An 11,561-nucleotide genomic window follows, 5' to 3' on the forward strand; every position below is an offset into this window, starting at 1 on the left:
GTTTTATTTTAGACGATAAAACAGTGAATTTACTTATCCATACTCGCCTTGTTCAATTTTTGTAAATCAGCTAGGTAAATAAACTGGCATCTACATGAAAATAGTCCGCAAGCGCTTCTGCTTGAATTTTACTAATGGTGCGATCGCCATTGACAATTTGCAAGGCGACTTCCAATGAACCAATTACCTCAGCTAATGCTTCGGGAGTCATATCGCGTGCGTCCATCAGATGCATTAACATCGAATTGGGTGTACCTTGAGGAATTGGGTAATGAGTTTCTTCAAACTTCTCAATTAATGTCACCAACAGTTCCAACAGCATCTCTTCTTCTGGTGTACGATTGGGGCGATGCTCTAAGTTTTGGGCAAGTGCGATCGCTTGTTCGTTTTCTTCTTCTGTAGTAATTATTTTTGGCTGATACTCGGCTAGCAATTTACCGTAAGATTCAGGATTAAAAGTACGGGTCATTTTTCCATTTATCCTTATCATATTCGGCGTGAGTTAGGACATATTTAATATAGATTCTTTGAGCTTCGTAAACAATATCAACAATTAAGCGGTAGTTGTTTCCTTTGATATTAAATACAGTGAAGTTACTGACAGCTTCTGCTTTTGGATAAATAGCCTGAACTTCAACCAGATTTTTCCATTCCGCTTTAGTTGCCACCCTATACCAATCATAAAGTGCATCACAGGCATCTGCGTGTGCTTCACAAAACTCCCGCAAAATCCTGCGGCTAATAACGTGCATTTAAATTTACTCTGATTACGACTATTAGAATTTTCTCCTAAATTGAAGGCTTTATAAAGCTTTTAGAACTGGGTTATTTTTCCAATGGCATTGCGGCGAAATGTTCTTGTAGCAACCTGTGGATAAAACGATAGCGTCTACCGACTCGCTGTTCCTGAAGCGCCGAATTCAATTCATCCAAGCCATCCAGCATCGGTAACAACTTGGCATCATCCACCCACTTTGCACCAATATCCTTCCGCACTCCATACAGGAATTGGATAATCAGCATCTTGTTCTGCCCGTGCAATCAAAGCTTTCGCTAAATCTAACATTGTAGTAGTTTTGCCAGCACCAGGATTACCCAAAATTAGTAACTTACCTGCGATTTCTTCCTGCTCAAATACATCCAAAATGCTTCGGTCATAAGGAATTGGTTCGCTGGGTTTATCTCCAATTTTGATATCAGAACTCCAAGGACGTTTTACCTGTTCCGGTTGCGCTTCCTTCCCCAAATTTATCAATACCGCATTGTGCAAAGATTGTTTAAGTCGGGCAACAACTTCACCTTTCACCGCTTGCAGCAATAGTTTCTCATTGCGAGGACGTTCGGCTTTTCGCTTTTCTTGCAGAACCAAACGCAACGCTTCTTTGATGACTTCAGCATCTGCACCTTGGTAAATGCGATCGCCAATGTGAATATCTCTACCTTCAGCGATATTGACAATATTCTTGCCAATCTGAATTTCATTGTCACCATTACCCGCACGCAGTAAACTCCGTATAGCTTGCCTGTCATCCTCAGTTTCCTGATGGTTAACAATGCGTTCAAAAATAGCCTTTAGGTCGTCATGGTCACTCATTGATGTCGTTCGGGATTGTAGCTACAGCAAAACAGATGCAGGAAAACTGAAAAAATACTGTTTAGAATTAGTATTTATTATGACAAATACTACAATTTTGGTGTTCCTTGACCGTATAGTCTCACTGACATCGAAAATTATGGTAGTAAAAATTAGTTGACCAGAGGAGAGCAGACATTGTGAGTAGTGTATTTGCAGACATCAAAGTTATTGGCGAGTGCGAAGAACCCGAATGGATCGCCGCAAAACTCCAACAAATGCAAGACCCAGAGTTTCAGGTTAGTGTGCTGGAAGATACAAGCCCAACTCGAAGTGGTGGTAAAGGGATTTTAGAGTTTTTAAACTTAGTTCAAGACCAGCCTTGGATGTACGCTACTCATAAATTTGGTTACATACCTCCCCGCAAACCAGGTTCAATGGAGCCTCAAATCATCCAACATCCCAGTGCGATCGCTGTTGTCAAAATGTTGGCACAACGCAATGAAAATGTCGCTGTGCAAAAATTTTACCTGGGATTGGATTTTGAAAACATGGCTATGGGGTGTCGTTTAGCGGAGGGTAATTACATAGCAATACAGGTTCCTGATGAAATAGCAATTGATTGGAAACAGTGGATTTACAAACCAGATATCGGTGCAATTGTAAATAGGACTGATAATTACGAAACCCTACCTTACAACTATGTTATTTTCCGCGTCAGTCGTTATGAAAATTAATTAGCTATCAAATCATCTTGTTTGCAATTGAAGGTGTTATTTTTATGGAGTTAATTCTGAATGAGCGACAATTTAACTAAGTTCACTAATGGTTATGCACTCTTAATTGGTGTTGGAGAATCTAAATATGCTCCTTTATCTTTGCCTGTAACTGTCAAAGATACCCAAGCAATTTATGCAGCTTTAATTGACCCAGAATTATGTGCTTATCCTGATGATAAAGACCATATTCGTGTTTTGAATAATCAAGAAGCGACAAAAACTGCTATTGTCGATGGATTGAATTGGTTAAAAGAAAAGGCTGCATCTGATAAAAATGCAACTATTTTTATTTACTATTCCGGTCACGGTTGGGTAGATAAAAATACACAAAAATATTATTTACTACAACATGATATTAAGCCAACTAAACTTGCAAGTTCTGCATTATCAGCAGAAATTTTTACCAATGCATTGCGAGAAATTCAAGCAGAACGCTTATTAGTTGTGATTGATAGTTGTCATGCTGCGGGAATGGCAACTTCTAAAGATGCAGATTTAGAGCTAGAAGAAGAATTTGATGATTTTATTCGAGTTGCTCCATCCAAGGGTTTTATTGACGCATTGAAACAAGGTAAAGGGAGAGTAGTCTTTACTTCCTCCAAAGGTGAGCAAAAATCATATCTCAAAGATGATTCATGCAGTATCTACACGTATCATTTCCTCGAAGCTTTACAAGGTGCTGGGAATAAATCGGGTGATACAGAGGTGCGAGTTTCTAATATCATGAATCATCTGGGTAAAGCTGTACCTGCAAGTGCGCGTCAGCTATATAATGTCGAGCAAATTCCTAATTTTGATATGGATGCAGGAGATTTTGTAATAGCTCAATTGCAGGGTGGTAAAGGTTTACCCAGTAAGGGATGGGATGAAGTGGGATCGGAAGCAACTCAAAAGATTAATAAAATAGCTGATGTCATAAATCAGCATGGTAAGTTTATTACTAATATTAATGAAGCTCATAGTATTCATATTGGTGATAATTATTCATAGGAGATTATAAAATATGAATCTTGATGAAATTGAAATAAATGCTATTTTTAATAAAATTATTGATAATGAGCATACTGCTGCGGATCTATTGGTATTACGACAGGCTCTTAGTGCAGGCGATAAGCCGACTTTAAAACAGTTGGGAAAATACATCACCAATATTGAAGAAGGGAAGGATATACATATAGGCGATCGCATTTACCAAGGTACGGATGCCGAAACGCTCAAAGCAATTCTGCAAGACATGTTGCAGGATATCCATGAGAGACAGAAAACACCTGCAAGATCATCCGCCGAAGAAGAACTTTATAAGCGTTTAAAACTTCTTAACGAAAGTAGTAAGTTAGACCCAAGATATATCACTTGTGCAGAGTATCAACTATTTATTGACGAAAGACAGAAATTGGATATAAATCAACAGCCCGATCATTGGAAAGATTATAAATTTATACCAGAAAATGAGAAAGAACCAATTATAGGAATAAGATATAATGATGCAAAAGAGTTTTGTCAATGGTTGACTAAGTGGGATTCTCAATATTTTAAAGGTAGATATCGATTACCTTCACTATTTGAAGTTAAACAATATCCAGCTCGTGAAACAGATATAGGATGCTGGTGTGATACGGAAGAAAGTAAACATGAAGTTTGGGGAATTGATAAGTCAGAAATTGAAAATTTACGAGACAAAATATTTAAGATACTAAATTCTTACTTTATTTTAGATATAAAAAATAATCTAGAATTGCGCTCTATTGCTCTCGAACTTTTGGGAATTGGTTTTCATGCTGCTGACGAGCTGGCTCGTGAAATTAATCTAGCTGGTATTCGTAATATTGCTCTTAATCATAAGCCTACTTTCGAGGATATTATCTCTAACATAATCTCCGACATAATCTCTGGTATAGATTTAGAAACGATAACTAAAGCTCAAGATATTAGTCTAAGCTCAGTTTATGATATTGCTAGTGGCTGTAACATCGACCTCAAAAAGGACTTCAAAAATATTACCGACTTTAATTTAGAGCTTATCCTAAAATATGCTTGTGAGCTTGATAAAGTTTTTAAAGCTGAAAAAGACATAGATTTTAACCGCAAAATTAGATCTATACCTAATGCTAATCCCTGTCGTCATTACTTATTATTAGTTTATGCTATTTGGAAACTCTTGTCAGTAATTTATGAAAAGGCAGTTAAACAAGTAGATATTTTTAAATTTCCAAAAAGACGAGAGTCGGAAAAAAGATTAAGTCGTGAGTATGGTATTAGACGAGATAAAACTTTTAAATTATATGTAGCGTTTGTTTTAATAGAAGAACGACGTAAAAACAATTTTACTGCTTGGGAAGGTATTAGGATATTTAGTCAAAAAAAAGATTGAATCAATATGATTCAATTAAATTTAATTAGAAAGCTTCTTAACTTTTAAAATTAAGTAACATAGTAACCAAATACCACCAAGGATATAAATAAAGCTTGTTATTATACTAATAACATTAGCTTTACTATAAAAAATTAAAATTGCTAACATTAAACCTCCTAATAATAGTATTAAAGCATAAATAAATAAAATAGTTATTCTCTGTGAAAATCCAGAGCGTAGCTGACGGTTTACCAAATAACGTTTGTCCTGTGTAAAAGGAAATTGTTTTTGACGCAGACGTTGCAAAGTTACCCTTCGTATTTCTGTTATCATTTTTACTGGTATATCGAAAAAAGGACAACTCAGAATTATATAAGGTAATATAATAGCCGCAAAAGTTATAGTTTTGATTAGCTCAATCATTCCTGTACTAGCTAGAGTAAAACCAATAAAGTAAACTCCTGAACTTCCGATAAGAATACACTTTTTAGCTTCAAAGTTATAATACGAAATAACAAGCATTGAACCTGACAAAGCTGCTGAAATTAAACTAGTTAAAATTTTTGGTTCAGCAGAATTTATTATATTAAATGGATCGCCTATAGTAATAACTAAACTAACCATTAGTAAAACAATAGAAGTGATACTAGCAGTACCATAACCTAAACCATCTTGTTTATCAATTCTTTTGAAAATATTGACTATAAAAACTAGCCAAAAAGCAGTTATAATAGCTCCTATAAAATTGGGTAAGCCAGAAAAAAACAAAATGTTTTTCATCGGTACTTTGGCTTGAATAGTCCATGCAGTTATAAAAATAATTTGTATTATTATTCGCAACCAAATATTTTGCAGAAACTTTCGTCTTTCATAAAAATGAGAATTTTTAAATAGATTATTTAAAAACTTTAAAGGAGGGAAATCCAATACATCTTCAACTAAACCAATGCAAAAAAAGACTAATCCGCCAAAAATTATCATTTTCAACTTAAAAAGTGTATCTGAATTTAATAAATTATTCAAAGACCCAAATTTCAAAATACTTAAAATAATTATTAGAGTAATCAAGTAACTAGATACTATAAACACACTTCCAAAACGAATTAGATTTTCTTGATTAAAACTAAATTGCTCGACTATGTTTATTTTTTTAATAAAAGAATATCTCTTTTGAAATCCTTGCCAAATTCCGACAAAAATTACAATAGATAGAACATAGGTAATTAAGGATAAAAACTCATTAGGCATAATAAAAATAAAAAAATATTATCAGTCAATTCATAATACATTAATTAAACCGAGAAAAAAAAGCTTCTACTTCAGCCCATTCATTACGCCAAAATCGCCAAAAACCCCAAATCCACCAACTATCCCATCTTAATAATGACCACCAGATCAAAGCAGGAAAATAACCTACTAGAAATTTTTCTAGAGGTTGTTTTGGAGTATTCACCGGATCAAGATTTTCCCAAGAAATCCAGTTTGATTGAACTCGCCATCCAACATTATTTCCAAAACAACACCAAGTTATATAATCGGTCTCTTGTGTCTCTTTAATACTTTTCCAAATAAGTTTCTGTTTACTAAAACCAAAACGATCTTCACTGTATTTAACCCAGAGTCGATCAATAATTTGAAGCTCATCATTAGGAATTTCTTTGATTGCTTTTAAATTTAACCAGCCTTTACCTTCTCTTTTAGCTGTCTTGAGTAAAATATTCAAAGTTTCCTCATCAGCTTCTTTCCACTTTCTTTTACTCAATAGTTTTTCTAGATTTTGTAAATTTTCGTAAATAATTCTCTTTTGAAAAATAAGAATATCTGGTTCATCTACGTTTCCATTAACGAGGTTATATAAGGGACGGGAGTATTTTAAAAACAGTTCAAATTGTTCTTGGGAACTATTTACTATAGCTTCTATAATTGACTTAAATTTATCTAAATCTTGCTTATTTTTTGTTTCGTCGGGGTAGGCATTCCAAAGCGATTTTCTTATTGTATCGCTGGCATTCTCCGGTCTAATATAAGCTAAAGCTAACCAATATTCAAATTCAGCAAGCTTACGAAGTTTAGGATTCCTATTAGAAAATTGTTGTCTGGCATATTTTAGTAAAAAAAATGATAACTCTTGTATTTGCTTAGTTCCTAAATTCTCATTTGTAACCAGACGATTTAATAATTCTTTTTTAATTTCTAGTGGCATTCGATACAGTTCAATTTTTTCATCTTCTAGTTCACATAATTCTGATAAGAGTAAATCACTTACTGCTATCCACGGAATTTCTAAACTAAACTGAACTCGCAAAGAGTAAAGTAAATGGGGAGTAATTGCCAAAGGTAAAGCTGCATAACACGCTAAATTAAGGTAACTAGGATATTTGTTAAACTTGTCAATAAAATTATTAACTTTATCTTTTTCTGTTTGTTTTTCACTTTGAGACATTGGTTCTATGATTCTTTTTTTATTTAATTAATAAAATGTTTTGCCTTGCAGCACTTTCATGCTTTTTTCTAACTCTTGATGATTAAATTCAAACATAGGAATAAGTTGAGAAACAAATTCTGCTGATGTCCCTTTCCAACGTTCTTTGGGTATTGGATTAATCCAGACTATATAATTAAGTTTAGATTTTAGTTGTTCAATAAAATCTTTTGTTAATTTCTCTCGTCTCTCAACATCAGTGGGTTTTTTTTCTTTTTTTCTTGCTGCTCCCGAATCACTAAAAATTAAAACAGACGTATAGTGAGGATGGATATTATTAATAATTTCATTTAGCAAAATTTTGTCATTTTTATTCGTATGATTTAGGTATAGCTCAGACTTATTAGGATAGTTATGAAAATAGTAAACTTTCACTTTATTTTTACTAAATCCACTGCTATGTAATGCTATTTCTACTAAATGATTTGAGGCAATATGAAAAGGAATCATTGACCCTTCTCGATCAATTAATAATATCAGTTCCGCTCGATTGACACGACTTGCTTTTAATACTAAGTTAGATAATATCCCTTTAACTGCTATTTCATTTACCGTTGCTTTTACATCTAGCTCATCTGCTACTCCTTCTCGAACTCTTCTACACAAACGACGTAAACTTTGTTGCATTTGTCGTTGAGTTATAGGTAATAATTTATCTATAGAAATATCACCTGTTACCTTGATCTCTTGATTTTTTTTATCTATGTTGCCTGTCAGTGTAGGTACATCAGGAAAAAGTGGCGGTTCCTGATGAGTATCATGAACTAATGTTTCAGGAATAATAGGCTTAACAAATCGAGACATAATTAGCTTAATTATTAAACTCACAACAATTAGAAAGAATAAGCTTATTCGTTCTATTTCAGGATTTCTTCTGTTGATATCTTTTATAGTTATAATTCCTCCCGTTACTTGGTTATTATTCGGAGGTAGTGAATCAATGTTAAGAATTTCCTTTTGTTTCTTTGTAAAACGAAATTTTTTTACCATTTCTAATGGTATTCCTGATGGTGATAGTACGCTATCAGGTTGATAATTGTCTTTTCTAACTCTATTGAGAAAATCACCTAGCTTCTCTACGTTATATAAATTCACTTGAAGTCTTTGTAATTCTTCTTCTGTGTATCCTAATTTTAAAACTTGGCTTCCTTCTAAGGTTAGATTTTCTGCTTGTGGAGGTTTTAACCCTCGCTCCCTCGCAAGTGTTGGAATTGTGCCAACTTTTTCAATTTGCTCGTCGGTTATATTCAATCTTTTAATTTGCCCTGGATCTAATCCTTGTTGTCGAACTTTTTCTGGAGTTGTGTTAATTTTTTGCAATATTCCTCTATCTTGAGAAATACGAATTTCATAAGATTTTTTATCTGATACAGGTTCTAGATTTAAATTATATTGTTGAAGTTGTGTTTGTGATAGTTCTAGTTTCTTGATTAACTTTAAGGTTTGAGCTATCTGGTTTATTCTCTCTTGTGTACAACCAATTTTTTCTGCCTGCTCCTTTGTCAATCCTAATTGAGAGAAAAATTCTGTACTCAATATTGTATGAGTAGAGGTAGTAGTAGGTGCAGGTGTAGATTTATTAGGAGATTTAGTTGTAGGAATAATAACTCCAGGTGTTGGCTGTTCGGGAATAGTAGTACCTAATTGTTCAATTTTTTGGAATGTTATATTGAGTTGTGAAGGCGGTTCTTGAATGGGAATACTTAGAATAATATTTGGAATTTCTATGCCTCGTATAATCGCAAAGATACTTCCTAATATGCTAAGTATAATAACTGTTAACAAACCATAGCTACTCAGATGAAAAAGTAAATTTATCTTAGAATCATTCCATATTTTATAGCTAGCTTGAGAATTGTTAGTATGTTCACTATCAGATAAAACTTCTTCAAAAATAGGGTTGAAAATTTTTTGTTCTTCCTCTGATTTCACCCAAAGCGTACAACATAATTTAGCTAAAGCTTCATGATCTTGTCCGTCAAATCCTCCTCCAAATCCTACTTCTAAAGCTTGTAAAACTAACCCATAATCATCAATTGTTAGTAGTAAACCTTGTTGACGTAATTTATTAAATAGTTTCAATGTCTTATTTTTCAATATATCTTCACTATTCATGTAGCTTTCCCTACCTCTAATAATTTATTAAATTTATTATCTCCATCCCAATGTTTAAATAATACAGAAGGATATGGTAACTTTTCTTTTTCTATTGTGCTTAATATATATTTGTAATTTTCTTCTTTTTTATGCCATTCTAAAATTACATCAAACCAATCAATTAATTCACTAGTACTAACCTTTTTTGATATATTTTCATTTTTCATGAATTGTCTGATTTCTAAAAAACGTTTTATACTTGCATTAACTAATTCGTTTATTTTCGGATTTTCTTTTGGTGATATATTAAATCGTTGCTTAAAAATTCCTTGTATTGAATTTTCTTGTGGTGATATATTAAATCGTTTTTTTAAGATTTCTTGCAGTCGAGTTTCATCAGGAAACTCAATATAATGAAAGAGACAACGACGAAGAAATGCTTCAGGTAAAGGTTTCTCATCATTGCTTGTTATAAAAATAATTGGTGAAGTTTTTTCAGAAGATAGTTCTGGAATTCTCTTGCCAATTTCTTCAATCTCAAAATATTTTTCTTCGAGTACATTAAGAAGATCATTCGGAAAATCAATGTCAGCTTTATCTATCTCATCAATTAAAACAACAGTTCGTTCCTCATTATTAAATGCTTCTCCTAATGCCTTTAATTTTACATAGGATTCATAGGGATTCTCAAGACGTTTTATAGCTTCTTTGCTTGTTTTTTCATGAGAACTACCTGCTAATTGAGTATCCAGGAGTTGTTTAATAGAATTATATGTATATAATCCATCCTTAGCTCGACTGTTAGAATTAATACACCAAGTTTTAAAATTTGAGTGTGAACCTAGTTCATAAGCAACCGCACGAGCTAGTTGGGTTTTACCACACCCAGGTTCTCCTTTCAGCAGCAGTGGTCTTTTGAGATAGATAGCTAAGTTGACAGCTTCAACTAAGGGTTGATCGGGTAGATATGGATAGATGCGTTGACCATTTCCATCTACATCTTCTTCTGTTGGTTGTTTTTTACCTGTGTATACAGTTTTAGGGTCTGTTTTACTAGCCGACATTAAGTGTTTTCCTCATATATTTACAAAATTATAGCTAATAACTTCAGTAGCTCAGAAATTAATTAAAAATTAATAACCAGTAGGATGTGATTAGCTGTACCATCAACCAAATTGCTAATAGAGAAGAAACCAAGATGATATGCAAATCGTGCGGCGATCGCTACGTGGGCGTAATACCTAGAATTCACTAATCTTAGGTTGGTCGAAATACTACAACAATAAAATAATAAAGCGGCTTTGCTATAATTACAATTCAGTAAAATATTAGTATTAAATGAAACCTACTGAACACCTCCAGCAAATTCTGCATCGGATTGAAAACGGACAGCAAACCGATGAGGATATATCATTTTTACGTCAGCTACTTCTAGCTGGCGATCGCCAAATTGTATCGCAACTAGGTAAATACAATGTCAACCTTGGTGAAGGTAGAGACATCCATATAGGCGATCACTTTTATCAACAATGGGATGAAAAAGCAATCCAAGCTTTAATTAAATTTATCAAAAACCAGTTTGATTCAATCCCTCTTCTTCCTAAAGAATTGCCGCAACAAGAGTACATACACTTGAAAAATTTGTTGGGTTCAGGAAGATGGAGAGAAGCTAATAATACAACTAAAATTATTATTCTGAAGACAGTTAAGAGAGAACAAGAAGGCTGGCTAACCGACGACGACATTCAAAATTTTCCCTGTCAAGTTCTTCAAGTTATTGATCGCCTTTGGTTGCAGTACAGCAATCAACGTTTTGGGTTTAGCGTACAGAAGCAAATCTTCAATGAATGCGAAAAAAATCTACAAGCATTTGGTGATCGTGTTGGCTGGCACATACAGGAAAATTGGATTTCCTCTAGCCAAATTATTTTCGACCCTAGCCATGCACCAGAAGGTCATCTCCCTTGGGGAATTATGCAGGTTGTGACAATGGACAATGCAGCTTTAAATGCTTTTGTTCATGGACTGCGAAACGCCACAAAAATAATCGTACAACAGGATTGGCAAAAACAACTTCTGACTGATTTTATGGCATTTGGCGGGTTTTTGACAGGTGACAATGTTGATAAAGAGGAATTTAGGAGAAATTTGGAATACGAACTTTCTCATGATCAGGCATGGTGGGAAGGAGAAAGGCTAGAAGAGTTGAAAGTTCACAAACTTTTTTCATTACTGACTGCCTGTCTCAATTTATAAAGTTGTTTTGCCATCATCATA

Annotated in this window: 13 protein-coding genes; 4 read left to right on the forward strand and 9 right to left on the reverse strand. The window is 33.7% G+C overall.

Annotated features, from left to right (window positions below):
• Positions 1–70 precede the first annotated feature (70 nt).
• The 4 genes from HGR01_RS37815 to HGR01_RS37830 form a co-directional block, all read right to left on the reverse strand.
• Positions 71–469, reverse strand: a complete 399-nt coding sequence (locus HGR01_RS37815) for a helix-turn-helix domain-containing protein (protein ID WP_045874746.1) — start codon at positions 467–469, stop codon at positions 71–73.
• Positions 453–752: a type II toxin-antitoxin system HigB family toxin gene (locus HGR01_RS37820; RefSeq protein WP_045874745.1), complete on the reverse strand. Its 300-nt coding sequence runs from the start codon at positions 750–752 to the stop codon at positions 453–455. The genes HGR01_RS37815 and HGR01_RS37820 overlap by 17 nt, the downstream gene beginning before the upstream one ends.
• 73 nt (positions 753–825) lie before the next feature.
• The gene (locus HGR01_RS37825; RefSeq protein ID WP_194007888.1) at positions 826–969 is read right to left on the reverse strand and encodes a hypothetical protein; all 144 of its coding nucleotides are present in this window, start codon (positions 967–969) and stop codon (positions 826–828) included.
• Positions 962–1,594 carry a hypothetical protein gene (locus HGR01_RS37830; protein WP_045874744.1) on the reverse strand — a complete coding sequence of 211 codons (633 nt, stop codon included), beginning with the start codon at positions 1,592–1,594 and terminating at the stop codon, positions 962–964. Before HGR01_RS37830 ends, HGR01_RS37825 begins: the two co-directional genes overlap by 8 nt.
• Positions 1,595–1,773: 179 nt before the next feature.
• On the opposite strand from HGR01_RS37830, the gene HGR01_RS37835 reads away from it, so the two are divergent.
• Genes HGR01_RS37835 through HGR01_RS37845 form a run of 3 tightly spaced genes read left to right on the forward strand, consistent with a single transcriptional unit; the run spans position 1,774 to position 4,723 of the window.
• Positions 1,774–2,310: a hypothetical protein gene (locus HGR01_RS37835; RefSeq protein WP_045874743.1), complete on the forward strand. Its 537-nt coding sequence runs from the start codon at positions 1,774–1,776 to the stop codon at positions 2,308–2,310.
• A gap of 60 nt (positions 2,311–2,370) precedes the next feature.
• A complete protein-coding gene (locus tag HGR01_RS37840) occupies positions 2,371–3,342 on the forward strand; it encodes a caspase family protein (protein ID WP_045874742.1) in 972 nt (323 codons plus the stop codon).
• Between the two features lie 13 nt (positions 3,343–3,355).
• On the forward strand, positions 3,356–4,723 hold the full coding sequence (locus tag HGR01_RS37845) for an SUMF1/EgtB/PvdO family nonheme iron enzyme (RefSeq protein WP_045874741.1): 1,368 nt from the start codon (positions 3,356–3,358) through the stop codon (positions 4,721–4,723).
• Between the two features lie 21 nt (positions 4,724–4,744).
• Here HGR01_RS37845 and HGR01_RS37850 read toward each other — a convergent pair whose 3' ends face one another.
• The 5 genes from HGR01_RS37850 to HGR01_RS37870 form a co-directional block, all read right to left on the reverse strand.
• Positions 4,745–5,953, reverse strand: coding sequence for a hypothetical protein (locus tag HGR01_RS37850; RefSeq protein ID WP_045874740.1), 1,209 nt, complete (start codon positions 5,951–5,953; stop codon positions 4,745–4,747).
• Between the two features lie 40 nt (positions 5,954–5,993).
• Positions 5,994–7,148 carry a GUN4 domain-containing protein gene (locus HGR01_RS37855; protein WP_052335473.1) on the reverse strand — a complete coding sequence of 385 codons (1,155 nt, stop codon included), beginning with the start codon at positions 7,146–7,148 and terminating at the stop codon, positions 5,994–5,996.
• Between the two features lie 27 nt (positions 7,149–7,175).
• The gene (locus HGR01_RS37860) at positions 7,176–9,302 is read right to left on the reverse strand and encodes a hypothetical protein (RefSeq protein ID WP_096622327.1); all 2,127 of its coding nucleotides are present in this window, start codon (positions 9,300–9,302) and stop codon (positions 7,176–7,178) included.
• Positions 9,299–10,348, reverse strand: coding sequence for an AAA family ATPase (locus HGR01_RS37865; protein ID WP_045874738.1), 1,050 nt, complete (start codon positions 10,346–10,348; stop codon positions 9,299–9,301). Before HGR01_RS37865 ends, HGR01_RS37860 begins: the two co-directional genes overlap by 4 nt.
• A 62-nt stretch (positions 10,349–10,410) precedes the next feature.
• Positions 10,411–10,536 (reverse strand): hypothetical protein, encoded by a 126-nt coding sequence (locus tag HGR01_RS37870; RefSeq protein WP_255525155.1) that lies wholly within the window; start codon positions 10,534–10,536, stop codon positions 10,411–10,413.
• 86 nt (positions 10,537–10,622) lie between these two features.
• Here HGR01_RS37870 and HGR01_RS37875 point away from each other — a divergent pair, with 86 nt between their 5' ends.
• Entirely contained in the window at positions 10,623–11,540 is a 918-nt protein-coding gene (locus HGR01_RS37875; protein ID WP_052335472.1) for a GUN4 domain-containing protein, read from the forward strand.
• The last annotated feature ends 21 nt before the right edge of the window (positions 11,541–11,561 follow it).

The organism is Tolypothrix sp. PCC 7712 (assembly GCF_025860405.1).
GTDB lineage: Bacteria > Cyanobacteriota > Cyanobacteriia > Cyanobacteriales > Nostocaceae > Aulosira > Aulosira diplosiphon.

Bases quoted from the DNA above. Each gene is read 5' to 3' on its own strand.
- HGR01_RS37815 (WP_045874746.1), bottom strand. From the start codon at position 469: ATGACCCGTACTTTTAATCCTGAATCTTACGGTAAATTGCTAGCCGAG.
- HGR01_RS37820 (WP_045874745.1), bottom strand. From the start codon at position 752: ATGCACGTTATTAGCCGCAGGATTTTGCGGGAGTTTTGTGAAGCACAC.
- HGR01_RS37830 (WP_045874744.1), bottom strand. From the start codon at position 1,594: ATGAGTGACCATGACGACCTAAAGGCTATTTTTGAACGCATTGTTAAC.
- HGR01_RS37840 (WP_045874742.1), top strand. From the start codon at position 2,371: ATGAGCGACAATTTAACTAAGTTCACTAATGGTTATGCACTCTTAATT.
- HGR01_RS37845 (WP_045874741.1), top strand. From the start codon at position 3,356: ATGAATCTTGATGAAATTGAAATAAATGCTATTTTTAATAAAATTATT.
- HGR01_RS37850 (WP_045874740.1), bottom strand. From the start codon at position 5,953: ATGCCTAATGAGTTTTTATCCTTAATTACCTATGTTCTATCTATTGTA.
- HGR01_RS37855 (WP_052335473.1), bottom strand. From the start codon at position 7,148: ATGTCTCAAAGTGAAAAACAAACAGAAAAAGATAAAGTTAATAATTTT.
- HGR01_RS37860 (WP_096622327.1), bottom strand. From the start codon at position 9,302: ATGAATAGTGAAGATATATTGAAAAATAAGACATTGAAACTATTTAAT.
- HGR01_RS37865 (WP_045874738.1), bottom strand. From the start codon at position 10,348: ATGTCGGCTAGTAAAACAGACCCTAAAACTGTATACACAGGTAAAAAA.
- HGR01_RS37875 (WP_052335472.1), top strand. From the start codon at position 10,623: ATGAAACCTACTGAACACCTCCAGCAAATTCTGCATCGGATTGAAAAC.